The organism is Fusobacterium sp. (assembly GCF_019012925.1).
GTDB lineage: Bacteria > Fusobacteriota > Fusobacteriia > Fusobacteriales > Fusobacteriaceae > Fusobacterium_A.
The window spans coordinates 1-23,921 of sequence record NZ_JAGIRL010000023.1 but is presented as its reverse complement, the minus strand read 5'-3'; the positions used below and the strand labels follow the sequence as shown (position 1 = coordinate 23,921).

25 protein-coding genes and 2 riboswitches are annotated in these 23,921 nt (G+C 31.8%); of the genes, 4 read left to right on the top strand and 21 right to left on the bottom strand.

Annotated elements, in window-relative coordinates; translation table 11 throughout:
- The first annotated feature begins 6 nt into the window (after nucleotides 1-6).
- From QZ286_RS03950 to QZ286_RS03940, 3 genes are all read left to right on the top strand, one after another.
- On the top strand, nucleotides 7-693 hold the full coding sequence (locus QZ286_RS03950; protein ID WP_291255678.1) for a PhoU domain-containing protein: 687 nt from the start codon (nucleotides 7-9) through the stop codon (nucleotides 691-693).
- Nucleotides 694-957: 264 nt separating this feature from the next.
- The gene (locus QZ286_RS03945; RefSeq protein ID WP_291255677.1) at nucleotides 958-2,133 is read left to right on the top strand and encodes a M20 family metallopeptidase; all 1,176 of its coding nucleotides are present in this window, start codon (nucleotides 958-960) and stop codon (nucleotides 2,131-2,133) included.
- 27 nt (nucleotides 2,134-2,160) lie between these two features.
- The gene (locus QZ286_RS03940) at nucleotides 2,161-2,916 is read left to right on the top strand and encodes a transporter substrate-binding domain-containing protein (RefSeq protein WP_291255676.1); all 756 of its coding nucleotides are present in this window, start codon (nucleotides 2,161-2,163) and stop codon (nucleotides 2,914-2,916) included.
- Between the two features lie 88 nt (nucleotides 2,917-3,004).
- Here the strand turns inward: QZ286_RS03940 and QZ286_RS03935 are convergent, their stop codons facing one another.
- The 21 genes from QZ286_RS03935 to kal form a co-directional block, all read right to left on the bottom strand.
- Nucleotides 3,005-4,201 (bottom strand): bifunctional 3,4-dihydroxy-2-butanone-4-phosphate synthase/GTP cyclohydrolase II, encoded by a 1,197-nt coding sequence (locus QZ286_RS03935; RefSeq protein WP_291255675.1) that lies wholly within the window; start codon nucleotides 4,199-4,201, stop codon nucleotides 3,005-3,007.
- A 14-nt stretch (nucleotides 4,202-4,215) separates the two neighbouring features.
- On the bottom strand, nucleotides 4,216-4,866 hold the full coding sequence (locus QZ286_RS03930) for a riboflavin synthase (RefSeq protein WP_291255692.1): 651 nt from the start codon (nucleotides 4,864-4,866) through the stop codon (nucleotides 4,216-4,218).
- A gap of 15 nt (nucleotides 4,867-4,881) precedes the next feature.
- The gene (gene ribD / locus QZ286_RS03925; protein WP_291255674.1) at nucleotides 4,882-5,958 is read right to left on the bottom strand and encodes a bifunctional diaminohydroxyphosphoribosylaminopyrimidine deaminase/5-amino-6-(5-phosphoribosylamino)uracil reductase RibD; all 1,077 of its coding nucleotides are present in this window, start codon (nucleotides 5,956-5,958) and stop codon (nucleotides 4,882-4,884) included.
- A gap of 2 nt (nucleotides 5,959-5,960) precedes the next feature.
- Nucleotides 5,961-6,422 carry a 6,7-dimethyl-8-ribityllumazine synthase gene (gene ribE / locus QZ286_RS03920; RefSeq protein ID WP_291255673.1) on the bottom strand — a complete coding sequence of 154 codons (462 nt, stop codon included), beginning with the start codon at nucleotides 6,420-6,422 and terminating at the stop codon, nucleotides 5,961-5,963.
- Nucleotides 6,423-6,510: 88 nt separating this feature from the next.
- Nucleotides 6,511-6,636, bottom strand: a riboswitch (FMN riboswitch).
- A gap of 197 nt (nucleotides 6,637-6,833) precedes the next feature.
- Nucleotides 6,834-7,715 carry a PhzF family phenazine biosynthesis protein gene (locus QZ286_RS03915; protein ID WP_291255672.1) on the bottom strand — a complete coding sequence of 294 codons (882 nt, stop codon included), beginning with the start codon at nucleotides 7,713-7,715 and terminating at the stop codon, nucleotides 6,834-6,836.
- A gap of 64 nt (nucleotides 7,716-7,779) precedes the next feature.
- The gene (locus tag QZ286_RS03910; RefSeq protein ID WP_291255671.1) at nucleotides 7,780-8,193 is read right to left on the bottom strand and encodes a hypothetical protein; all 414 of its coding nucleotides are present in this window, start codon (nucleotides 8,191-8,193) and stop codon (nucleotides 7,780-7,782) included.
- A gap of 13 nt (nucleotides 8,194-8,206) precedes the next feature.
- Complete coding sequence (locus QZ286_RS03905) at nucleotides 8,207-8,527, bottom strand: hypothetical protein (RefSeq protein ID WP_291255670.1); 321 nt, start codon at nucleotides 8,525-8,527, stop codon at nucleotides 8,207-8,209.
- A gap of 1 nt (nucleotide 8,528) precedes the next feature.
- On the bottom strand, nucleotides 8,529-8,978 hold the full coding sequence (locus tag QZ286_RS03900; RefSeq protein WP_291255669.1) for an RNA polymerase sigma factor: 450 nt from the start codon (nucleotides 8,976-8,978) through the stop codon (nucleotides 8,529-8,531).
- A 54-nt stretch (nucleotides 8,979-9,032) separates the two neighbouring features.
- Nucleotides 9,033-9,443: a hypothetical protein gene (locus QZ286_RS03895; protein WP_291255668.1), complete on the bottom strand. Its 411-nt coding sequence runs from the start codon at nucleotides 9,441-9,443 to the stop codon at nucleotides 9,033-9,035.
- Nucleotides 9,418-10,485 (bottom strand): flavodoxin-dependent (E)-4-hydroxy-3-methylbut-2-enyl-diphosphate synthase, encoded by a 1,068-nt coding sequence (ispG, locus tag QZ286_RS03890; RefSeq protein WP_291255667.1) that lies wholly within the window; start codon nucleotides 10,483-10,485, stop codon nucleotides 9,418-9,420. The genes QZ286_RS03895 and ispG overlap by 26 nt, the downstream gene beginning before the upstream one ends.
- Before the next feature lie 11 nt (nucleotides 10,486-10,496).
- Nucleotides 10,497-11,495, bottom strand: a complete 999-nt coding sequence (locus QZ286_RS03885) for a M23 family metallopeptidase (RefSeq protein ID WP_291255666.1) — start codon at nucleotides 11,493-11,495, stop codon at nucleotides 10,497-10,499.
- On the bottom strand, nucleotides 11,485-12,732 hold the full coding sequence (gene rho, locus QZ286_RS03880; RefSeq protein WP_291255665.1) for a transcription termination factor Rho: 1,248 nt from the start codon (nucleotides 12,730-12,732) through the stop codon (nucleotides 11,485-11,487). Before rho ends, QZ286_RS03885 begins: the two co-directional genes overlap by 11 nt.
- A gap of 25 nt (nucleotides 12,733-12,757) precedes the next feature.
- The gene (gene miaB, locus QZ286_RS03875) at nucleotides 12,758-14,065 is read right to left on the bottom strand and encodes a tRNA (N6-isopentenyl adenosine(37)-C2)-methylthiotransferase MiaB (protein ID WP_291255664.1); all 1,308 of its coding nucleotides are present in this window, start codon (nucleotides 14,063-14,065) and stop codon (nucleotides 12,758-12,760) included.
- Nucleotides 14,066-14,257: 192 nt separating this feature from the next.
- The gene (gene kamE / locus QZ286_RS03870) at nucleotides 14,258-15,043 is read right to left on the bottom strand and encodes a lysine 5,6-aminomutase subunit beta (protein WP_291255663.1); all 786 of its coding nucleotides are present in this window, start codon (nucleotides 15,041-15,043) and stop codon (nucleotides 14,258-14,260) included.
- Entirely contained in the window at nucleotides 15,043-16,599 is a 1,557-nt protein-coding gene (gene kamD, locus QZ286_RS03865; RefSeq protein WP_291255662.1) for a lysine 5,6-aminomutase subunit alpha, read from the bottom strand. The genes kamE and kamD overlap by 1 nt, the downstream gene beginning before the upstream one ends.
- A 3-nt stretch (nucleotides 16,600-16,602) precedes the next feature.
- Nucleotides 16,603-18,066, bottom strand: a complete 1,464-nt coding sequence (locus tag QZ286_RS03860) for a hypothetical protein (RefSeq protein WP_291255661.1) — start codon at nucleotides 18,064-18,066, stop codon at nucleotides 16,603-16,605.
- Complete coding sequence (locus QZ286_RS03855; protein WP_291255660.1) at nucleotides 18,063-19,091, bottom strand: hypothetical protein; 1,029 nt, start codon at nucleotides 19,089-19,091, stop codon at nucleotides 18,063-18,065. Before QZ286_RS03855 ends, QZ286_RS03860 begins: the two co-directional genes overlap by 4 nt.
- Before the next feature lie 24 nt (nucleotides 19,092-19,115).
- Complete coding sequence (gene kamA / locus QZ286_RS03850; RefSeq protein ID WP_291255659.1) at nucleotides 19,116-20,363, bottom strand: L-lysine 2,3-aminomutase; 1,248 nt, start codon at nucleotides 20,361-20,363, stop codon at nucleotides 19,116-19,118.
- A gap of 57 nt (nucleotides 20,364-20,420) precedes the next feature.
- On the bottom strand, nucleotides 20,421-21,458 hold the full coding sequence (gene kdd, locus QZ286_RS03845) for an L-erythro-3,5-diaminohexanoate dehydrogenase (RefSeq protein WP_291255658.1): 1,038 nt from the start codon (nucleotides 21,456-21,458) through the stop codon (nucleotides 20,421-20,423).
- A gap of 25 nt (nucleotides 21,459-21,483) precedes the next feature.
- The gene (kce, locus tag QZ286_RS03840) at nucleotides 21,484-22,299 is read right to left on the bottom strand and encodes a 3-keto-5-aminohexanoate cleavage protein (protein ID WP_291255657.1); all 816 of its coding nucleotides are present in this window, start codon (nucleotides 22,297-22,299) and stop codon (nucleotides 21,484-21,486) included.
- A gap of 35 nt (nucleotides 22,300-22,334) precedes the next feature.
- On the bottom strand, nucleotides 22,335-22,718 hold the full coding sequence (gene kal / locus QZ286_RS03835) for a 3-aminobutyryl-CoA ammonia lyase (RefSeq protein WP_291255656.1): 384 nt from the start codon (nucleotides 22,716-22,718) through the stop codon (nucleotides 22,335-22,337).
- 100 nt (nucleotides 22,719-22,818) lie between these two features.
- Nucleotides 22,819-22,999, bottom strand: a riboswitch (Lysine riboswitch).
- A gap of 457 nt (nucleotides 23,000-23,456) precedes the next feature.
- On the opposite strand from kal, the gene QZ286_RS03830 reads away from it, so the two are divergent.
- Nucleotides 23,457-23,921: Na+/H+ antiporter NhaC family protein (locus tag QZ286_RS03830; RefSeq protein ID WP_291255655.1), on the top strand; the 465-nt coding region annotated here is incomplete at its 3' end.

Genomic DNA, 23,921 nt, shown 5'->3' with positions numbered 1-23,921 from the left:
TTATTTATGAGAAATTTAGAGGAAAGTATAAAAGGTTTGAACGAACATTATCTTGAACTTTTGAAAAATTTAAATAGAGTTCTAGATATAAATCTTGAGATGTTAGAAAGATCTAATTTTGATAAGACTCTATATGGTGAGTGTCTAGTTACAGAGAATACTATTAATAATTTTGAAGTGAAGATAAAAGAGGATTCTATCTTTACAATAGCTAGATTTCAGCCAGCAGCTAGTAATCTAAGACTTCTTATTATGCTTATCAACAGTGCTAGAGTAATTGAAAGAATGGGAGATATTTTAAAATCAAACTTAAAAATAATTAAAAATATTGAAACTACCTCTCCTGAAATGAAACCATATCTAAAGGATATAATCCTTCCAATTGCTAAAAAAACAAAAAATATCTACGAAGGATATATCAATGCTTTTATAAAAAGTGATGAAAAAACTCTATTCACTCTTCTGACTATGGATGAGGAGATTGATGAATTAACTAGGGCAGATATTTGTGATATTGTTGAAATTATGAAGAAAAATTCTAAAAATATTGAAGGTGGAACTGATCTTATTGTACTTTGTAAGAAATTTGAAAGATTTGCTGATCATATTTTACACTTAGTTTTTGATCTGATCTATATACTGAAAGGTAAGGATATGAGAAAGGTTGAACTATTAGAAGATAAAAAAATTTAAAAATATATTTGACTTTTTCATTTTAATATGTTATATATATTTCAAGTAAAATATTTTAAGGAGGAGAGTTATGTTACTAAGGACATTAAAGTTAAGGACAATTTATAGACAAATAAATACCTTATCTTTTAGTATGCCTAAGTATCATTGTACTCTAAGCTTGTAGATTTTCTACTAGCATTGTTTTTGTATATCAATTTTATGAGTCAATACACTTTTAAGGTGTATTGGCTTTTTTTTATCTTAAAATATCTGGAGGGAATTATGAAACAATTAAAAGAACAACTTTCTACACTTTTTGACAAATATCTTGATGAGTTTAAAGAGATTAACGAGTATATCTACAACAATCCTGAAATTGGAAAACAGGAGTTTAAAGCTTGTGAAATCTTAAGCAACACACTTAAAAAACATGGTTTTGAAACAACTGTTAATTATGCTAATATTCCAACTGCATTTCTTGGTAAATTCTCAAGTGGAAAGAATGGACCTAAAATAGCTATCCTTGCCGAATACGATGCTCTTCCTGAGATTGGACACGGATGTGGACACAATATTTTTGGAGTTACTAGTATTGCTACTGGAATTTTATTAAAAGAGGTTATACAAGATACAATTGGAGAGATACTTGTAATTGGAACTCCTGCTGAAGAGACTTTTGGAGCTAAGGTAGAAATGGCTGAACTTGGAATTTTTGATGATATAGATATAGCTATGGCAGTACATCCCACTGGTGAATCTCACAAAAGAAGTGGTTCTTCTCAAGCTATGGAAGCTATACAATTTACTTTTAAAGGAAAGACAGCCCATGCTGCTGCATCTCCTCACGAAGGAATAAATGCCTTAGATGGAGTAATAACATTATTTAACTCTATCAATGCACTTAGACAGCAGATTCTTGAGACTTCTAGAATACATGGAATAATAAGTAATGGTGGTGAAGCTGCTAACATCATTCCAGATCTTGCTGTTGCTAACTTCTATGTAAGAGCTAAAACACTTTCATATTTAAAAGAGTTGGTTGAAAAGGTTAAAAATTGTGCCAAAGGAGCTGCTCTAGCCACTGGTACTACTCTTGAGATTGAAAATTATGAAACTAGCTTTGCCAATCTTGTAACTAATAAAAAATTATCAGAAATATATGAGAAAAATTTAAAACTTCAAGGAGTGACTGAAATAGGTGATGGTGGCTCTTCTGGTTCTACAGATATGGGAGATGTGAGCCATTGTTGTCCAACAATTCACCCCTATTTCCCATTGACTAAAGCTCACCTCATAGGTCACAGTGTTGAATTTGCTAATGCCACTATACAACCTGAAGCTTATATTGGAATGAAAGAAGCTACTCTAGCAATGGCTCTTACAGCTATGGATATCTTCAATAATAAAGATCTTCTTGCAGAGATCAAAACAGAATTTATCAACAATAAAAATTTATAATTATATTTAAAACATGGAGGGATTTTTATGAAAAAACTTATTTTATCTTTAATGGTGCTTTTATCTTCGCTTTCATTTTCTGCTAAGAAATTTTATGTTGGTACTAATGCAGAATTTATGCCTTATGAATATCTTGAGAATGGAAAAATAGTTGGTTTTGATGTTGAACTTATGGAAGCAATTGGTAAGGAATTAGACTATGAGATCGTTTGGAGTAATTTAGGATTTGATGGATTACTTCCAGCTTTACAAATGAAAAAAATTGATGCTGTTATTGCTGGTATGGGACAAACACCTGAAAGACAAAAAGCTGTTACATTTTCAATGCCATATATGTTAGTATCTTCAGATGAACACTATGTTATAGTCAATGAGAATAGCTCACTTACTCACAAAGAGGAGTTAAAAGGTAAAAAGGTAGGTGTACAAATTGGTACTGTACAGGAAGAGTTTACTAAGAAAATTGGTGGTATACCTCAACTTTATAACTCTTGGACAGGTGCTTTAATGGATCTACAAAATAACAAAATTGATGCCGTTATCATTGCTGATGTATCTGGAGACGAGTATCTTAAAGTTATGAAAAAAATTAAAAAAATCGATGTTGTTATAGATGATCATCCAGGTGCTTCTATAGCTCTTAGAAAAGGAGAAACTGAACTAGCTGAAAAAATTAACCAAGCTATTCTTACCCTTGATGCAAACGGAACTTATTTAAAACTTTTAGAAAAATATTTCCCAGAAAAAGTTGAAAAATATCATCAATTAAAAAATAAACAATAATATTAATTAAATAAAAGAAAAAGGAAAAAAATTGCTATATAGTAATTTTTTTCCTTTTATATTTTAATTATTTTACAGTTTTAACTTATTAGATTTTTGTTAGTATATGTCTCATCTTCTCTTTTTTAGTTTTCATATACTTTTCATTAGTCTCATTAAATCCTGTTTCAATAGCTTCTCTTCCAGTTACCTTCATTCCATAATCTTCTAAAGCCTCTATTTTTGCTGGATTATTTGTTAAAACTCTCACTGATTTCACTCCCAATGCTTTTAACATTTGAACAGCTACAGCATAATCCCTCATATCTGGAGCAAAACCTAAAGCCACATTAGCTTCAACAGTATCTGCACCTTGATCTTGAAGGGTATAAGCTTTTAATTTATTCAATAAACCTATTCCTCTTCCTTCCTGTCTTAAATAAAGTACTACTCCCTCTTCCTCTTCATTTACTCTTTTCATTGCTCTTTTCAGCTGTGAACCACAATCACATCTTAGAGATCCTAATATATCTCCAGTAAAACATTCAGAGTGTAGTCTTACTAAAACATCCTCTTTTCCTGCAACATCTCCTTTTACTAAGGCAATATGCTCTTTTTGATCTAGTTCATTATCAAATCCAACTATTTCAAACTCTCCCGAACCTGTAGGCATCTTTGCTCTCACACTAACTTTTACAAGTTGTTCATTCATCTTTATATATTTTTGTAGATCTTCAATTGAGATCATCTTCACATCCAACTCTTTAGCTAATTCTTGTAAATCATCAAATCTAGCCATTGTTCCATCTTCTTTCATTATTTCACAGCAAAGTCCTAATTGCTTTAATCCAGCTAATCTCATAAGATCAACAGTTGCTTCTGTATGACCATTTCTTACTATTACTCCACCTTTTCTAGCTACTAATGGAAACATATGTCCTGGTCTTCTAAATTCATAAGGCTTTACATTTTCATCTAGAGCTTTTAAAACTGTTGTTGAACGCTCGTAAGCTGATATTCCTGTAGTTGTGCTTACGTGATCTATTGAAACAGTAAAAGCTGTACAATGGTTATCTGTATTTTCATAGCACATTGGAGGAAGAGCCAATTTTTTTGCATACTCCTCTGTCATTGGCATACATATCAAACCTTTTCCTACAGTTGCCATAAGATTTATATTCTCAGGAGTAGCAAACTCTCCTGCACATACAAAATCTCCCTCATTCTCTCTATTCTCATCATCTACTACTATTATTATCTTTCCTGCTCTTAAATCCTCAAGAGCCTCTTCTATTCTATTTAACATCTAAATTCACTCCTCTAAAACCCATTCTTCAAAAGGAACTCCATTGTTATTCCTCTTGAATTGTCCTTTGTATCATCTTGAAACTTCATCAGTCTCTCTATATATTTTCCAATTAAATCAGTTTCTATATTAATATAGTCTCCTACTTTTTTTCTTCCCAAAGTTATCATCTCTTGAGTATGAGGTATAAGTGAGACTCCGAAGCTATTTTCTTCCAATCTCATTACAGTTAGACTTGCTCCGTCCAGAGTAACTCTTCCCTTTTCAACCACATACTTCATATATTTTCTTTCCATCTCTATTTCATAAATTTTGGCTATTCCTTCAGGAGTTATTGAGACTATTCTACCTTCACAATCTACATCTCCTGTTACTAAATGTCCACCTAGTGGAGTAGAAAGTGTTATTGATTTTTCTAAATTTACTTTATCTCCAGCCTTCAATCTCTTTAAATTAGTTCTTTTTACTGTCTCATACATACAATCTGCAGTAAAATAGTTACTTCCTAACTCTGTGGCTGTAAGACAAGTTCCATTAGTAGCTATACTATCTCCTAATTTAGCTCCTTCTAAAACTTTTTTACACTTTATTTTTAATTTTATAGATTTTTCTCCATTCTCTACACTAAGAACTTCTCCTATCTCTTCTACTAAACCTGTAAAAATAGAAATTCCTCCTTCCTATCTGTAAAACTCCATTGAAACATTATTTCCATATGTATTAATCTTTACATTTTCCAATTGAAAACCATCTTCTATATTTTCTACTGAAAATCCTTTTATAAATGGAATTGAATTCTCATCTCCCAATATTTTTGGAGCTATAAAAATCTCTCCTCCATCAATCTCATTCTCTCTAAAGGCTTGAGATATTAAGTAACTTCCTCCCTCTAATAGAACACCATCTATTCCTAGGTTCCCTACTCTTCTCAAAATACTATCCAACTTAAAAGTTTTTCCATCTAAAAACTCTACTCTTACACCTTTAGCTATTAACTTTTCTATTTTTATATCTTCTTTCTTGTCAATTGAAGTTATTACTATACTCTTTTCTCCTTCAAAATTAACAATTTTACTCTCTAATGGTATTCTTAACTCTGGATCAACTACTATTTTATATGGATTTCTTCCATTTTCTATCCTTGCTGTAAGACTAGGATCATCTTTTAGAACTGTGTTTATCCCTACCATTATTCCCATATATTTATTTCTTAAGTATTGAACCTTCTCTCTAGCCAACTCATTTGTAATCCACTTTGAATTTCCAACACTTGTAGCTATCTTTCCATCTAAAGTTATTCCACACTTTAAAAATAGAAAGGCTTTTTTCTCCTCTATATATTTCAAAAAAACTCTATTTAATTCTTTAGCTTCTTTTTCCAATACTCCTACAATTACCTCTATCCCAGCATCTTGGAGCATCTTTATCCCTCTTCCTGAAACTAGGGGATTGGGATCAAGAGATGCAACTATACATCTTTTGATTCCCATCTCTATTATTTTTTTAGCACATGGTGGGGTTTTTCCATAGTGTGAACAAGGTTCAAGAGTTACATATATATCAGCACCTCTAGCTTCATCTCCAGCTTCATTTAAGGCATATACCTCTGCATGATAATCACCATACCTCTTATGATAACCCTCTCCTACTATCTTCCCATCTTTTACAACTACAGCTCCAACCAAGGGATTTGGATTAACAGCTCCTTCTCCGAGAGCAGCTAATTCTAATGCTCTCTCCATGTACTTTTTCTCCATAATTACATCCCCTTTAGTAAGTTTATCATTTCTAAAGCTGTAACTGCTGCATCAAAACCTTTATTTCCAGCCTTAGTTCCAGCTCTCTCTATAGCTTCCTCTATACTATTTGTTGTTAATACACCAAATATAACTGGAATATTACTATTTAAACTTACTGTTGCTACTCCCTTCGATACTTCTGCACATACATAATCAAAATGTGGTGTTGATCCTTTTATAACAGCTCCTAGTGTTATAATAGCATCGTATTTACCTGATTCTGCCATTCTCTTTGCTACAAGTGGAATTTCAAAAGCTCCTGGTACCCAAGCTAACTCAATACTATCAGCCTCTACCTCATGTCTTAATAGTGCATCCTCTGCTCCACCAATAAGTTTAGAAGTTATAAACTCATTAAATCTTGCTGCAACTATTCCTACTCTTAATCCTCTTCCTGTAAAATTTCCTTGTAATACTTTCATTTCTTCCTCCTTGATTTCTCAGGACAAATAAAAAGCCCAGATTTTTTCTGGGCAATATAAAAAAAGTATAAGATTCCTGCATAGTTATCTTTTTCTTCTTCCATCCAGACTGTACTGTCGGTTTTGGAATTTCACCAAATCAGAGTAAAAAACTCTCGTGGACTATCACCACCGGTCGGGAATTGTTCACACTCACCCTGCCCTGAAGATATACATATTATTTTTATCTTTATAACTCAAGTATAAACTCATTCTTTAGTTTTGTCAATAGTTATTTTCTATAAATTTACTTTAAAGTGTTCCATTATCTTATTTAATCTAAACCGTATTCTAAATCACTTATTATATCCTCGACATTTTCTATTATAGTAGATAACTTCACTAAATACATCCCCAAATTTTTTAGTAAATTTAAATATCTATCTTTCCTTCTATAAATTTAACAGCCTTTCCACCAATTAAAACCTCTACTCTTCCATTTTCCAATATCAATTGTCCCAATATTTTACTTTTTCTACCCATAGTCTCCCCTTGTACTATCTCTATCTTCTCCTCAAGCTCTATTTTTTTATTAAGATATAGATAGTAGATCAAAGCTCCATTAGAAGTACCTGTTGCAGCTTCTTCTGGAATATCAACTACAGGAGCCATATTTCTTGCATAGACCTCTTTATCTTTCAATACAAACAGATGAAATGAGATTATCTCCAACTCTTTACTAATCTCCTTTATCATCTCCATATTGGGATTTATCCTATTTAAAATCTCTCTATCTCTTATCTCTATCATCAAATCCCAGATTCCTGTGTATGCTTTTACTATCTCTAATTCTTTTCCAAACTCTCCAACTGTTATTCCCAAAGCTTTAGCAATTCTTCCTCTCCAATACTCTAAGTTCTCTACAAATTCTATCTTTGGAGAGGCTTGATACATCATTATTTCTAAATTATCTCCAATACTATTAATAACAATTGGAAGTTGTCCTAAATTAGTCTGAACCTTTAAGATATTTTTTCCCTCTTTAAGTTTTAAAATTCCTCTCTCTATCAAGGCTGTTACATATGCTATTGTGGCATGACCACATAGATCTACCTCCTCTTTTGGAGTAAAAAATCTAACTTTTAAAACTTCTGCATCTGTATCAATAAATACAGTTTCAGGATAATTAAACTCCCTTGCTATCTTCCGCATCTCTTCTACACTCAAGTCCGCTATTCCCAAGACAACTCCTGCTGGATTTCCTTTAAACATCTCATCAGTAAAAGCATCATACACTAAAATAGTTCTTTCCATATTTATCTCCCCCTAATTAAATATTCAAAAATAGGAGTCTTTTTATCGACTCCTCTCTTTAAAACTATCTGTTTTGTGCTGCATTTGCATTTAATCTTTTTATAGCTATATCTCTAGCCTTTATATACTGCTCTTGAGTTATATATTTTTGCATCTCAATCTGACTTCTTATACGATCTTTTAATATACTTGCTTCAATAGCTCCTATTCTATCAAATAGCTCATCTATTTTTTCTAGATTTGCTTCTGATCCTTCAAGTACAAACTTATTGACCTCTAATTCTAATTGCTTCTTTTCCAATATAAGCATCTTATAGTTTATACTAACTTTATTTACCATAGCCTTAGCTTGTTTTATATTTTCGGGAGCTACACCCACCTTTAAAAAATCATCATCTGTCACTATTCCAAGTCCTTCTGAAGCTAGAAGCAAAGATGAACAGATTAACATTGTAAAAAAACTAAGTATCTTCCTCATCAGTTTTCCCCCATTAAATTTGTGTATCCAATCCAAATAATTCATCAGTATTTATCTCTATTTTTTTATCATCAAATAGATCATTATTGAAAAAATGCTCCATTGTTATGTCTGATTTTCTCTTCTCACTACCTATCGAGCTCTTATTAAAGGCATAGTTTATTGTAGACTTTATAGGTGATCTCTCTGTAATTATTTGATATGTAGAACTTGTAAATATTCCTAAGAAAAACAATGACAATGAAAATAGAGATTTTTTTCTATTTTTTCTCTTCTCCTGTTCAAACAACTCTTTATAAATATTAGCCTTTACTCTATCCTTTGGCGATACCATTTTAATTTCCTCCCATATCCTTGATTGCTTTATAGTATATAGATTTTATTGTGGATAAGTTTATATCCTTCATCTCTGCTATCTCTTTCAATTTATATCCATATATATCTTTTAAAATAACAATTTCTCTCTCTTTCAAAGACAGTAATTTTAACTTCTCTTCTAAAAGAATAGGTGTATCAATATTAGTACTATCCTCTAACATTAATATCTCTTCGTTTATATCTAATTCTATCTTTCTCTTTCTAAAAAAATCATAAATTTTATTTATTGCAATCTTGTATATCCAGGTATATATATTACTCTCTGAACGAAAATTTTTCAGATTTTTATAGACACTCATAAAAACTTCCTGAGATATGTCTTCAGCATCTTCAGGATTTTTTACTGCTCCTAAAATTTTGTAATATATCCTATCAAAATACTCTTCAAAAACCTCATCAAAGTCCATTCATTTACCCTCACAATTTTTATAGTATTTAGACGATAATTATTGGAAAAAAGTTTAAAATTTCTCACCAGAGTTTATCTTTCCTGAAAAATTAAGTTGAACATTGTGGTTTTTTAAGTTTATCTCCATATCCTCAGTTATTTCAACAATTTTTCTAGTAGGCATCACTATGTCTCTTGATCCTCTTCTATCCTCTTTCTCTGAAACTCCTAAATAACCAGTTATAAAAGATGTCTCCTTATATGAAAGTAGATATTTTTTGCTTTTTACATAATACTCTCTTCCAGAATCTATAACTATATCATCTAATTTTACAACTTGGTATCTATTTTTATCATAATTTACAACCAATCTATTTCTTCCCTCTATTCTAGTCAATGAAATATCTTCATTACTCTTAATAGATTTACAAGCAACTAGTATCATCAATAAAAATATACTAAATAAAAGTTTCCTCTTTATCATTATTTTCCTCCTCCATAATTAATTTTTTAAGCTCAATTAATATTTCAGATTCTTCAACTTTTTTTACTATCTTTCCTTTTTTAAAGATTACTCCAACACCTTTTCCACCAGCTACACCATAATCAGCTTCCTTTGCCTCTCCTGGTCCATTGACAACACAACCCATAACTGCTATTTTCAATTTTCTTTTCTCATTTTCAAACTCTTTCTCTACCCTCTTAGCAAGTCCTATTAGGTCTATCTCTGTTCTTCCACAAGTAGGGCAAGAAACTATTTCCACTCCAGCTTCTATAAGTCCCAATACTTTCAAAATCTCTTTAGCAACTTTTATCTCCTCTACAGGATCTTCCGTTAATGAGACTCTAATAGTATCTCCTATTCCATCTACCAATAGACTTCCTATACCTATTGCCGACTTCACAGTACCTTGAAAAGCTGTTCCAGCCTCTGTTACTCCAAGGTGTAGTGGATAATCTACCAATTTACTTATTTTTCTATAAGCTTCAACCATCATCTTAACATTACTAGCCTTCAGTGAAACTACTATATCATTAAAACCATTCTTCTCTAAAAGATTTATATGATACATAGCACTTTCAACCATTCCATCAGCTGTTGGTTTTCCATATTTTTCAAGTATATGTTTTTCTATAGATCCTGAGTTTACACCTATTCTTATTGGTATACCCTTTTCTTTTGCCATCTGAACAACTATTTTAATCTTATCATCTGACCCGATATTTCCAGGGTTTATTCTCAATTTATCTATTCCATTCTCCATAGCTAACAAGGCCAATTTATAGTCAAAATGAATATCTGCACACAGAGGTAAATTTACTCTCTTCTTTATCTCTGTTATAGCTTTTGCTGCCTCTTCATTATTGATAGTCATTCTCACCATTTGACAACCAGCTTTTTCCAATTTATTTATCTGTTCTACAGTGGCCTCTACATTGCTTGTTACTGTATTTGTCATAGATTGAATTATTATTGGATTTCCTCCACCTATTAAAATATCTCCTACTTTAACTACTCTACTCATATTATCCCTCTTTATTTTGACTTAGGCACATATTTCATTGGATTTAAAATTGTTTTACCTTTTCTTATTTCAAAGTGAAGATGTGGGCCTGTAACCCTTCCACTCTGACCTGTTTTTCCTATTAACTCACCAGTTTTTACATACTGTCCATTTCTTACACCAATCTTATCCAAATGAGCATATCTAGTTTCATAACCATTTGAATGTTGAATTATGATGATCTTTCCATACCCGTTCATAACACCAGCAAAAGTTACCTTTCCCTCTTTTGATGCATATAATGGTATAAAATGAGCCTTCAAATCGACTCCAGCATGGTAGATATATCTTTTTAAAACTGGATGAAATCTATTTCCTTGTGGACTTGTAATTCCTGTATATTTAATTGGCATAATAAATCCCAAACCACTTCTATTACTCACATTTGGGCTTGTTGTTCCCAAGTATTTAGTGACATTTGGATCTTTTATATATAGCTCATCTCCTAGTTGAACTGTATTAGATTCCAATTTATTTATCTTTTTCAACTCTTCCATATCAACTTTAAAAAGTTCTGCTATCTTATTCAAAGAGTCACCTTTTACAACCTTATAAAAAATACCATTTCCTCTTAAGACTTTTATTTTTTGTCCTACTTTTAAGTTATTTGCTGTTACTCCTGGGTTATTAGCCTTTAATATAGTTAAACCCATTCCATATTGTTCTGCTATCTCTGATAATGTATCTCCTTGTTGTACCTCATAGATCTCTTTTTCCGGTATAATATTTTCATCTTTTCCTATTTCTGGAGTGATCTCTTCGCTTCCCTCTTCTACTAAAATATACTCCTTAGTAAATGTATAAAAGCTATCATCTTGAACTTCCCAACCACCACTATCAGCTGCTCCAGCTTCATAGTAATCAGTGAACGGTCTAAGATCAACTACTTCAGTTTTAAAAGGATTTCCTAATATTATTCCCACATAGAAAGCTGTAAGTAATACTAAGAAAAAACCCAATTTATTTTTCATCTTTTACTCCTCTTTCAAACTGTTCTAACATACTTTTATTACTATTTGTACTTTTTAAAGTATCTACCAATCTTTTCAAACTTTCAGCTTTATCATATTTAGCAAGGTGTCTTCTAATTCTCCAGATAGATTCTAGCTCCTTTTTAGGAATTAGCAACTCCTCTTTTCTTGTTCCAGAACGTTGAATATCTATTGCAGGGAATAATCTCAACTCTGCCAAATTTCTATCCAAATGTATGTCACAATTTCCTGTAGATTTAAACTCTTCATAAATTATATCATCCATCTTACTTCCAGTATCAACTAGTACAGTGGCAACTATTGTTAAACTTCCTCCACCTCTTATATTTCTAGCAGTTCCAAAAAAGTTTTTTGGATAGTATAGGGCTGTTGGGTCTATTCCACCTGATATTAACTTTCCACTTGACGGAATTACTATATTGTAAGCTCTTGCAAGTCTTGTTAACGAATCCATCAATATAACTATATTCTCTCCGTTTTCAACTCTTCTCTTCGCTCTCTCCAGTATACTCTCTGTGACCTTAATATGGTTTTTAGGATCTTCATCAAATGTTGATGCAAAAACCTGTGCTCCTATTACAGTCTCTTTTATATCTGTTACCTCTTCTGGTCTCTCATCAATAAGTAATATCCAAACCTCTACATCCTTATTATTCTTCATAATAGAGTTGGCTATATTGCTTATAAGTATTGTCTTTCCAGCCTTTGGTGGAGCTATTATAAGAGCTCTCTGCCCTCTTCCAATAGGAGCTATCAAATCTATTATTCTGCCAGAGATATTTTTACTATCTGTTTCCAAAGTAAATTTTTCTGTAGGATATGCTGGTATAAGCTCTTCAAAAGGTAATCTAGATTCTGCTACTTCCAATGTTTCGTTATTAACTAAAAGAACTTTCTTTAAGGCATAGTTTTTTTCATCAGCAGAGGGTTCTCTAACTTCTCCTACTACTATATCTTCAGTTCTTAATTTAAATTTTCTAACTTGAGAAGCTGATACATATATATCTTTTTCTACACTCGTTCCTCTTAAAAATCCATAACCATCTGCTAATACTTCTAAAGTTCCCCAAGCTATATCTGTATTGTCTTTGTTTGCAATATCTACTTCTATTAACTCTTTTATCTCATTTTTCTTTATTCCAGCTTTTATTTTTAACCCAAGCTGTTTTGCTATCTCTAATAGTTCCTTTAATAGAAACTTATCCAATCTATCCATATCCACCTCAATACTTATAATAAACTTATACTATCTCTCCATACAATGTCCAAGTCTTACAATCGTTAATTTTTACATTTACAAAAGTTCCCTCTAAAGCTTTATCCCCTTTAAATAGAACTATTTTGTTACTAGAAGTTCTTCCACTTAAAACCTCTTTATTTTTCTTGCTCTCTCCCTCAACTAAAACTCTCTCTATCTTTCCTAAATAAGTTTTACTTTCAGCTAATGAACAAGCATTTTGTACTTCGATAAGTCTCTGTAATCTCTCTTTTTTTACCTTATCATCTATTTGATTCTCCATAGTTGCTGCTCTTGTCCCTTTTCTAATTGAGTACATAAACATAAAACTATTTTCAAATTGTATCTGTCTAACTACATCTAATGTATCTAAAAAATCTTCTTCAGTCTCTCCAGGGAATCCCACAATTATATCAGCTGTTAAAGCTACATTAGGTATCTGCTCTTTTATTTTATTAGCTAATGCTATATACTGCTCCTTAGTATACCCTCTATTCATAGCTTTTAATATTCTTGATGATCCTGCTTGTAATGGTAGGTGTAAAGATCTTGCTATCTTATCATTTTTAGCTATAACTTGAATTACCTCATCTGTAAAATCTCTTGGATGTGGAGATACAAATCTAACTATAAAATCTCCCTTCACCTTACAGATCTCCTCTAATAATCTTGCAAAATTATCTCCATTTGTAAATTCTTTTCCATATGAGTTTACATTCTGTCCTAATAATATTATCTCTTTATAACCTTTTTCTACATATTGTTTTACATCATGTAAAATCTCTTCCATAGGAACAGATCTCTCTCTTCCTCTTACATATGGTACTATACAATATGCACAGAAGTTATTACATCCGTATGTTATTGAGATTGATGCTGTTTTCTTAGAATCAAAATCTGCATCTAATCTAGGTGGTAATTCATCTTCATAATCTGTATAAACTAGATGTTTATCCACTTTATGCTCAATATCATCAATAGCTTGTGGTATTTTTCCTATATTTTGGTTTCCCATAACTATATCAATTTGAGGAAATTTTTTAATAAGTTCCTCCCCCTGCTCTTGAGCAAAGCAACCTGTTACCCCTATTATCATACCTTTGTTCTCTTTTATATGCTTCAACTCTCCAAGTTTTCCATATATTTGAGTTGCTGCTCCTTCTCTAACTGTACAAGTATTTAAAAATGTTATATCTGATTCCTCTATATTTTCAGTCATTTCATATCCCATATTTTGGAACATTTTCTTTATTTTTGCACTTTCATTTACATTCATTTGACAACCATATGTTATGATTGATGCTTTTTTCACTACTTAATCCTCCTAAATTCTAAATATATTTTCTTTTTTTTGTAAAGCAAAAGAGTCTATCTTATAATTTTATCAGTTTTTTATGTTTTTTTCAAACAAAAAAATTTGTTATACCAAAGAAAAAGGAGCAAGTTTTTAATTTCTAAAAACTCACTCCCTCTATTAAGAATTATAGGTTATGGTTATACACAATTATTTTTTTCTGTTTACCATTTCTTTTACTATGAATGTAGCCACGTCATCAGCATATTTTCCAGGTCCAAATCCTGCATCATATCCTAACTCTTTAGCAAGTTCATTAGTGATTCTAGCTCCACCAGCTATTAAAATGACTTTATCTCTTAGCCCTTCTGCCTCTAAAAGTTCTACTAAGTTAGTTAAGTTCTTAATATGTACATCTTTTTGAGTTACAGTTTGTGAAACTATTAGAGCATCAGCTTTTAACTCAATAGCTTTTTGAATAAACTCTTCATTTGGAACTTGGCTTCCTAAGTTATAAGCTTTTACCCCTTTATATCTCTCAAGACCATAGTGTCCTGCATATCCTTTCATGTTCATGATAGCATCTATACCAACAGTGTGTGCGTCTGTACCTGTACTTGCCCCTACCATTACTACATCTCTTCCGATATTTTCCTTTATATAATCTTCACACTCATGCATATCCATAGTATCTATTTCTAATGCTTGTACATGAATATCTTCATAGTTAACTGTATGAGAAGTTGATCCATATACTACATAGTAAGAAAACTCTTTATCTAGTGCTTCTGAGAAAGCTACTGCTGGATCTACGAATCCCATTTTCTTAGCAAGTTGTATAGCAGCTTCTACTCCTTTTTCATTATTTGGAACTGGAAGAGTAAAACTTAATTGTACCTTTCCATCATTCATTGTATCCCCATAAGGTTTTAATTGAGTTAAATCCAATGTTTTATCATAATCTTTTTTATCAGTTGAATATAATCCTCCAGACATTATCTCTTACCTCCAAGCATTGATTCTATAAATGGATTGAAATAACTTGAATCTTTTTCAAATACTCCAGCTAATCCTTTTCCACCATCTATTGGTCTTCTTATTCCAGCAAATACTCCACCTTCTATTGTTTTGAATATTCCTGTTGTTTCAATAGTTTTTAAAAGTTCTGCTGCTTTTTCTAATACCTCTTTAGCTCTGTTTTCCATTATTCCACCCTTTTTAAATTGGATGTCATTTCCTAAATCTTCCATATTATTGAAGATATATTTTGCATTTTCAATAGAAAGTGCTCTATCTGACATAAATGGAGTATGGATTGCTTCTGTTAACATTCCTAATAGGTGAACTTTTTGACCTGTCATTATACTTACCATATTAAATAAAGCATCTTGTACATGTCCTTTAAATATATTTCCTGTCATAAATTTTGTAGGTGGCATATATTTTAAAGGTGCTTTAGGGAAGATCTCTCTTGCCATTTGAGCTTGTGCCAACTCATATAGGAATCCATTTTTTGTATCTGGATGCATTTCAAAAGCGTGTCCAAGTCCCATTTGCTCTTCAGGAAGTCCTGCTACTAATGCGAACTGCTCATTTATAAATTGAGAAGCTAATACTGTATGTGCCTCTTCAATTGCGTCAGCAGTAGTTAGGTAGTTATCCTCTCCAGTATTGATTATAACTCCTGCAAATCCATTGATTACTCTTGAGAAGAACTGGTCAATTAATGTTCTCTTCATATTGATATCTCTAAATAGAATTCCATACAATGCGTCGTTAAGCATCATATCTAGTCTTTCTAATGCTCCCATAGCTGCTATTTCTGGCATACATAATCCTGAACAGTAGTTACATAATCTTATATATCTTTTTAACTCTACTCCTACTTCATCAAGTGCTTTTCTCATAATTCTAAAGTTTTCTTGAGTGGCAACAGTTCCTCCGAATCCCTCTGTTGTAGCTCCGTATGGAACATAGTCTAGAAGTGATTGTCCAGTAGTTCTGATAACTGCTATAACATCTGCACCTTGTCTTGCAGCAGCAACAGCTTGAGTAACGTCCTCATAGATGTTTCCTGTTGCAACTATAACATAGATATATGGACCTTTTTTATCTCCATAAACACCTAAATACTCTTCTCTTTTTGCTCTATTTGCTTTAACTCTTTCTACAGTTTTCTCTACTATTGGTTTTAATGCAAGTCTGATATCGAAATCATCATGCCACTTCATTTTTGTAATATCTAACTCTTTTTTAGCTACTTTTTCTGCTATCTCTTGTGGTTGTAACCCTGTTTCTAACATAGCATTTCCGATATATTTAGCTACTCCTAAAGATAGGTTTCCATTCTCTTTTATGAAATCTACTACTACGTTAGGTAATGGAACTTCAAAATCATCTATTCCATCTATTCCTAATAATCTACATATAGTTCTTTCAACAGTTACTGTACTATGTTTATCTATAAATACTTGGGCATCAGCAGCTATATTCTTCGCTGAAGTACGAGCCTCTTCTACTAAATTCCAATTTAGGTTTAATTTGCTCTCCATTCCTTAATCCTCCTTGCTATACTCTTGTAATATTATATTGGCAAACTTCTCATCAATTCCTATAAGTTTAGCTATATTCAATGCATCTTTTGGAACCTCACTATCATCAGATCTCTCCAGTCTATAATCCATATAATCCTGTATCAAACTCATTGAATTTACACTAATCTCAATTTTTGTTTTTAATTTATTAAAATCCACATTTTTTAATCCCACTACTTCATAGTGATTCATATTGGCTTGAGCAATACCATCAAAATGTGTTGTTATCAAAGAGATACTATCTTTATCATTTAAACACTCTGCTAAAGCTTTTACAAATTTTTGTCCCTCTTTTGGATTTGTTCCTCTTGCAAATTCGTCAAAGACTACAAATCCTGTTCCTAATTCTAAAAATACATTTACCTCTTTTAACTTCATTATCTCAGCTCCAAAGGTACTCAATCCTTTGGATATATCCTGCATATCATCAGAAACAAAGAAAACAAAGTCAACAATTGGAAATTCTGCTTCATCTGCTACAACGAAAAATCCATAGTTAAACAACAATAGATTCTCAGTTATAGTTTTTAAGGCAACACTCTTTCCACCCATATTAGCACCAGTTATTATTGTAACTCCTGAAGCTAACTCTATGTCTATTGGTGTAAAATTCTTCCCTTTACTATCTAGCATCTCTCTTACTTCTATATTTACAAGTCCTTTGGCTGATATTTTCATCTCTGTAGATATTTTTGCTCTTTTTCCACCATATTGTTGTGCAAATCTTACCTTTGCCATTAAAAAATCTAAATTTCCTATTTTGTCAATATTTTCTAAATACACTTCCCCGTACTTTAAAACTTCCGCTGAAAGAATCTGTCTTATTCTTAACTCTTCTTGCTCTTCTTCAACAAGAACACTTAATCTTTCCTCTTTTAATCTTCCAATCTCATCTATATCAGAAGTGGAAAATATCTTCTTTTCTATAGATTTCTTTTTATCTCTGATCTCTTTTAGAACTTCTGAATAACTATCATAAATGTAAAATGTTGGAACCTTTTCTCCATCTGGATCCAATGCTTCAAGCACTTTACTTATATCATTTAACCTAAATACTTCTAACTCTTTTGGAAACTTCTCTAGATATTCGTTTAAACTTTCCATCAACATACCTTGAACTTTTATCTCAAAAAGATCAACATCATCTAGTATATTTCCTTTTAAACAGTTCTTTAAAACATTTTTTATATCTTTTAATCTGTGAATAACGCCTTCTATATTTCTTACTGTGTCTCTATCACTTTGAGAATATTTTAGAAAAACTTCCATTTTAGAGAATTCAGCTTCTAATTCCTGCTCCTCTCCTTTATTGTAGTTTTTCAACTTTTTCAATTTATCATTTCCATAAAGTGACAAAGTTTCAACTCTATTTAAAAGAGTTTTAAAACCTAATCTATTCAAGCTTTTATCATCTATAAATCTCATATTTTTTCACCTACTACATCTATCACATTGACATTTAATTTCTCTTCTAAGAGAGTTCTAAACTTCTCCTTAGGAAAATCATATCCAAGAGGAGAGTGAGGATTACAGGTTACAAATAGAAGATTTATTGGATTCAATACTCTAATATTTATTCCACAGGCTTCTATTTTTTTAAGAGTTATAAAATCTGTAAATACTCTTGTTCCATCCTTTATAACCAAGGTTAAGTTCTTGAAATTTTGTCTATTTTTTATCAAAGTTTCTAAAAACTTCTGTGTAATTGCTCCTCTGATTGCTATAACTTCTATATCATCATTGAAATAATTCTTTATTTCTTCATTTGATTCAAGAGAACTTATTCCTTCTAAATTTATAATGCTTCCATCTCTATATATAACAACTGCTCTAGTTTCTAAGAAGTGATCCTCTATATACTTTTTCAATTCCATATTTTCGAAAACTGGAAGCTGTAATAAAGATACTGTTGTCTTAGTCTCATCTATTACTTTCCCCATATCTAAAGAAAGAGCTGCTCCTGTGGATAAAATAGTAGCCTCTGTTACATCACTCATTGCACTTCCCTTTCTACTCAAAGCCCCATCTACAATAGAAAGTTCACTGCCATATCTTTCCATCAACTCCAATATCTCCTTAATTTGACTATTGTATGATGGTCCAGCTATATCTACATATCCTGAAGTTATCGCTCTTACTATTACTATATTCCCCATAGGGGTAGAGAAATCTGTGGTATACAGAATCTCTCCTGTTATATCACAGTTTCTCAAACAATCTCTAGCAGTAGCTATAATAGTATTTGGATATACGTATATTCTAGGTTTTGAAGTAGTAGTTACAACGTCTACCTCCTCACCATCTCTACCTATAGATGTGAGTCCCACTACTTTCTTATCCCCTATCTTATTTATAAGAAAGTTTAATAGAGTTGTCTTCCCTACATTTTTCTCCATACCTATTATTGATATTCTTTTATATTGCTTTAAAAGTGTATATACATCCAACATTCGCTACCTCTTCACTAGAAATTTTTATTTTTCATTTCTCTTATGTCTATCTAATTCTTTTGGTTCTATTGCCATAGCTCCACCACTTAGAAGTTTTGAAACTCCAGTATTTAATCTGTGAGCTTTACAGTCATCACATTGACACTCTTCATGGTACTCTTCTGGCTCTGTATAAGTAGTTATTACTCCCTCAAAGTTTCTTAATACTACTTTATGTGGTGATTGAGAAATTACATATTGAGGCATTACAGGAGTTTTTCCTCCTCCACCAGGTGCGTCTACAACAAATGTAGGTACTGCATACCCAGAAGTATGTCCTCTTAATCCTTCAATGATCTCGATTCCTTTAGAAACTGGTGTTCTGAAGTGCTCAAGTCCCATTGATAAGTCACATTGATAAATGTAGTATGGTCTAACTCTCATTTTTACTAATTCGTGAACTAATCTCTTCATTACATGTACACAGTCGTTAATTCCTCTTAATAATACTGATTGGTTTCCTAAAGGAATTCCAGCATTAGCTAATCTTTCACAAGCTGCTTTAGCTTCTGGAGTAACTTCTTTTGGATGGTTAAAGTGAGTATTTAACCAGATTGGGTGGTATTTCTTTAACATCTCTACTAATTCTGGAGTTATTCTTTGAGGTAAAACAACTGGAGTTCTTGATCCAATTCTTACTATCTCAACGTGAGGAATAGCTCTTAATTTTTTAATGATATACTCTAAAGTCTCATCAGAAACTAGTAATGCGTCTCCTCCTGATAATAATACGTCTCTTACTTGTGGAGTTTTTGCAATATACTCAATAGCTTTATCTATTCTTTCCATAGGCATAGCTTGGTCATGAGCTCCTGCAAATCTTCTACGAGTACAGTGTCTACAATACATAGAACACATATCTGTTATTAGTAATAATACTCTATCAGGATATCTATGAGTTAATCCTGGAACTGGTGAGTCCTCATCTTCATGTAATGGGTCTAATAGGTCAGCTTCTGATTTATGAATCTCTCTTATTGATGGTATAGCTTGTTTTCTAATTGGGCAATTAGGGTCATCTATATCCATTAATGAGAAATAGTAAGGAGTAACTGCCATTCTTAATGTTTCAAGAGTTTTCTTAACTCCTTCTTCTTCCTCTTCACTTAAGTTGATGTATTTCTTTAAGTCATCTAAAGTTTCTATTCTATTTCTTACTTGCCAGTGCCAATCGTTCCATTCTGCATCAGTTACATTTGGGAAAAACTTTGCTCTTGTATTAACGGTATTCATATTCTCATCTCCTTATTCCACTTTTCAAATTTTACATTTTCTAGTTTCTACATTATATTATACATATAACTCGTTAAAGATTTCTCTTAAAACTGCACTTTCTCTTAACTCTTCTAATGTTATAGCTGCGTGGTCTTTAGTGTATCCATTTCCAACCATCATAGTTACGTCTTTTCCTACACCTTCTGCTCCAAGAGCTGCTTTTGTAAATGATGTAGCCATTGAGAAGAAGTAAACTATTCCTAAATCTTTAACTGGAAGAATTGTTGACATCTCAGTATTTGCTACGTTTACACAGTTGATAGCTACATCTACTTCTTTACCATCATTAGCTTCTAATACTGCATTTAAAACTTCTATTGGTTTAGTAGCGTCTGCTATTACAACTTTTACTCTAGAACTTACTCTTTCTAATAGAGCTTTTTCTTTTTCATTTCTTACTAATCCGATTACATTTCCAGTAGGTCCTACTCTTTTTACAGCCTCATATGCACATAACATTCCTGATTTTCCAGCTGATCCTAAGATTACTACTGATTGACATGGTCTTACAAGTTTAGCTACTTGAGCAGGTGCTCCAGCTACGTCTAGTGCTGCTAGTGCTAAAGTTTCAGGCATATCTTGTGGTAATACTGCATAGATTCCACTTTCGAATAATATTGCTTTACCTTTGATCTCTACTCTATCAATTTCTGGTTTTACATCTATTATCTCATCTATTCTTAATGGAGTTAATGAAAGAGAAACAAGAGTTGCTATCTTATCTCCAACTTTTAGATCAGTTTTTCCTTCTAAGTCTGGACCTATTTTTTCAATTCTTCCTATTAGCATTCCACCAGATCCTGTTACTGGGTTTTGCATTTTTCCTCTTTCTCCAACTATCTCTTTTATTTTAGCTTTTATTTTTTCTACATCATGTCCTGCTTCTTCTTCTATTTGAGTGAATGAAGCTGAGTCAATATTTAAAGCTATTACATCTATTAATATCTCATTTGAATAAATTTCCATATCGTTATTAATTTTCAATGCTGGTTGTGGTAATACTCCTTGTGGCTCTATTACTCTGTGTGTTCCATATTTACATCCTTTTAACATTGTGATACCCCCTATAATTCTAATTCTATTTTGTTAAACTTAAAATTCTTCTTGCTTCATCTGGAGTTGCTATCTCTCTTCCTAGCTCTTTTGCTAATCTAACTACTTTTTCTACTAACTCTCCATTAGACTTAGCTAATACCCCTTTATCTATATATACGTTATCTTCAAAACCAACTCTTACATGTCCTCCCATTGTTATTGCTAAAGCTGCCATTGGGAATTCATGTCTTCCAATTCCTGAAACTGTCCAAGTTGATCCTTGAGGAATACTCTCACTTATGAAAACTAAATCTCTTGCACTAGCTGACATCTGTACACCTAATACAAAGTCAAAGTGCATAGGTTCTTTTATAAACCCTTGTTTTGCATATCTAATAGCATAATCTACCATACCTTTATCAAATACTTCTATCTCTGGTTTTACATTTCTTTCTATCATTATTTTTCCAAAGTTCTTGATAGTGTTCTCTGTATTAACAAATACTTCATCTCCACCAAAGTTACAAGTTCCACAATCTAGTGTAGCCATCTCTATTCCTAGTTCAGTAGGTTGTAATCTCTCTAGATCTGTCATCCCTACTGCTCCACCAGTTGATGGTTGAATAATTACATCTGGACACTTTTCTCTTATTGCATCTATACAAGCTTTAAATCTCTCTTTTGATTGAGTAGGTGTTCCGTCATCTTCTCTTACATGTAAATGTATTATTGCTGCTCCTGCTTTATAAGCACTGTAAGCTTCTCTAGCTATCTCTTCTACTGTATATGGTACAGCTGGGTTATTTTCTTTTGTTACTTCAGCTCCACAAATAGCTGCTGTAATTATTAATTTTTCCATAGTGTTATTTCCTCCTCTAAAATTAGCTTAATTTACTATTTTTTTCTTTGTTTATCTTTAGGAGTAACACATGTTCCGCTAGCTCTACATACAACTATTGGTTCTGGAAGTACATCTGCTGCTGAATCATTAATGTCTGGTCTTGGTACTATTACTTTTCTTGCTTCAAAAACCATTTTTCTTGAAGAATTTCCTGTACTTACTATCTCTCCTACTGCTTCTATAAAATCTCCAGCATATACAGGTGCCATAAACTCAACGCTATCATAAGCTTTAAATAATCCTTCATCTCCATCCATTTGGATTAAAAGTTCTGTAGCTACATCTCCAAATAATTGTAACATTCTTGCACCATCTACAAGATTTCCTCCATAGTGTGCATCGTGTGAACTCATTCTCATTCTAATCATTGACTTCATTTTTCTTCCTCCTGACTTTTTTTCAAATTAATCTACCAAAAAAATTAAAAAGTGCATGTTTAAATTTGTAAGGTATAATTGCAGCACAATATTTATGTAAAAAGAAAATAGCTCTCCACAAAAACTGTGACAGTGATCATATATTCATATAATCCCCAAGAAAAAAGTTAAATAAGCTTACTTTATTTCTTTCGGCAATTATGCCCTTCGTATAAAACATTGGGAGCTTCTTCCCTTAACATTTTTATACTACCTCTCATAAATGCACCTCTATTTTTAAAATATTAAATTGTCAGTTATCTTTTACCTTATTTATTCTACTATATATTTTTTTAATGCATAGTATTAATAAACATTACTTTCAATATAAGTATATTACATACAATATTAATTGTCAAGAAATTATTTTTTTGTATAAAATATATCACATTTATTAAAAATTATATTTTTTTTAAAAGTATGATTTTTTCTTGTTTTAAGGCATCTTATCCTCCCTTAAAAAATAAAATTCCTAGAAAAAAATTATCATTTTGTAATTTTTTAGTTGAAATATTATCAAAATTGAACTATAATTAGCGTATAGATTATAGTGATATCCATTATTAATTTTTATCATTATCATTATTAATATTATCATTGTAATCATAAAACTAATATTAAAATTTAATTTTACTAGTATTCACCTACTTAATTAAATTTAATTTTGGACCAAACAAAATATTTAGGAGGGTAAATTATATGGTCGAGTTTATTAAATTAATGCCAGTTTTTATTTTAGCTGCACTTATGATGTCAGGGTTTGATGCTTTGCTTGCTGCACCTTTAGCAACAGTTGCCGCAGCAGTAGTTGCAATGATTACAGAAAAAAGAAAATTTTCTGAAATCCTTGATGCTGCTTTAGCAAATGTTAGAGAGATTACCGTTGCTCTATTTATTCTAATGATGGCTTATGCTATGGCTGAAGTATTTATGGCTACTGGAGTTGGAGCTGCTATCATCAATGTAGCTTTAAAATTAGGAATTACAGGAAAGACTGTTGCATTAGTGGGGGCAATTGTTACTTCTATTCTTTCAATAGCTACTGGATCAAGCTGGGGTACTTTTGCTGCTTGTGCTCCAATATTCTTATGGTTAAATCATATTGTTGGGGGAAATATTATGTTAACTATGGGAGCTATAGCTGGAGGAGCTTGTTTTGGGGAT